The following is a 1,367-nucleotide window of genomic DNA, read 5'->3' as shown; positions in this document are numbered from 1 at the left end:
CATTAACAGCTTTCCAAAGCAAACATTAACTTTGTTTAACAACAAATGGGGAGCGTGTTAGTGCCTTGTTGCCATGACTACCGATAAAGATGATACAGTATTGAGGTCTAACTCAATATCAGACGGTAAGATTCCGTCCGGATGTTCGCAAAAACCCTGAGGTTACAGCCTCGGGGTTTGTTGTTTAGTCAAAAGTATGGTGGTTTAAGCACTAATCCAAGGAAAAGCGCACCTACTTACAAACACCAAACCTGCCAGTTGACATAAATATGACAGTTTTCGATTAAGTGTTTATAACTTTGAGGCAAGCAAATGGAAATAGTGCTTCATAGCTAACACATCATTTATTGATGCTCGATTTTAAACGTGTGCTGATTATCCATATAGCCTTTAAACAGCAAACGGTTATGATCTTGAGTTTCAATCTTCAGCTCAAACTCAACTTTATTGTTAGAATAAATCTTAACTAATTTAACCTCAGCACTATTCCTGCTTCCATCAAAGTTGTTTTCGTAAGTCCAAGTGAATGATTGTGTATCGGTTGGCTCTTTACTTGATGTTTGTTTGAGCCGTTTGGCTGCTATATAGGAAACATGACCAAACGTTTGATGCTCGGTGTCACCCAATACTCCGCCCAAGGCAATAGGCTCACCACCTGTTTTATAAAATGCAAAGTATGCTTTGTTTGCAACGTAAACATCAGATAAATTAACTCCATTAATCCAGGCTTCGGTAACAATGAATCGGACTAAAACCTTTTGCCTTTTGCCGTTTTCTTGTGAGTATATAAAACAGGCGAGGCMCACCAGTCCTAGTATTACTTGTATTGTCATAAGGATTAGTTAATTATTTAAAAGAGCCTACCGATTGGCAAGCTCTTGAAGTTATCAAATTCAGTAACTTTTTAATTATAGATTAGTTGTCTTTCGCAAAGTATAAGCACGATCTAATAACAGTATTAATTATGTATAACCTAAACAAGAAGAGGCTTGCGCCCACCATAAACGCCTTGAAAGCAGCAAAAGAGGGCAAGGAAAGCGCAGATTGTGGTCAATGTCTTATAATTTATACAATTCGAACTACAAAGGGCTAGAATCGCTGATTCTTAGGGTACTGGTACATAACAAACATTGCATAGTCTTCATTAAAGAAATTTTCTATTATCGAATTTGGAGTCAATGAAAATTGAGAGAAGTATCCTATCAGCTCGTTAATTTGCTTTGCTGTCTGCCTATCTCTTTGAATAGCATACAATGGCGTAACTTTCTTAATGTCTTCACAATTGGCGCTATAAACCCCTAAATTGAGTTCTAATGACGATGCCCAATGTGGTCTCTCGACTACTATCATGTTGACTTTTTCCTTTA

General features: G+C 37.3%; 2 protein-coding genes. Both read right to left on the bottom strand.

Features of this window, described 5'->3' with window-relative positions:
- Positions 1 to 344: 344 nt before the first annotated feature.
- Positions 345 to 833, bottom strand: coding sequence for a hypothetical protein (locus AC1DPZ_RS27240; RefSeq protein ID WP_477409416.1), 489 nt, complete (start codon positions 831 to 833; stop codon positions 345 to 347).
- Positions 834 to 1,089: 256 nt separating this feature from the next.
- Positions 1,090 to 1,367, bottom strand: a 278-nt coding sequence (locus AC1DPZ_RS27235) for a hypothetical protein (RefSeq protein ID WP_477409414.1), incomplete at its 5' end; no start/stop codon positions are given.

It is taken from the genome of Mucilaginibacter sp. P4_G9 (genome assembly GCF_056400985.1).
The sequence above is the reverse complement of the archived record's forward strand: the minus strand, read 5'-3'. Positions and strand labels throughout refer to the sequence as shown.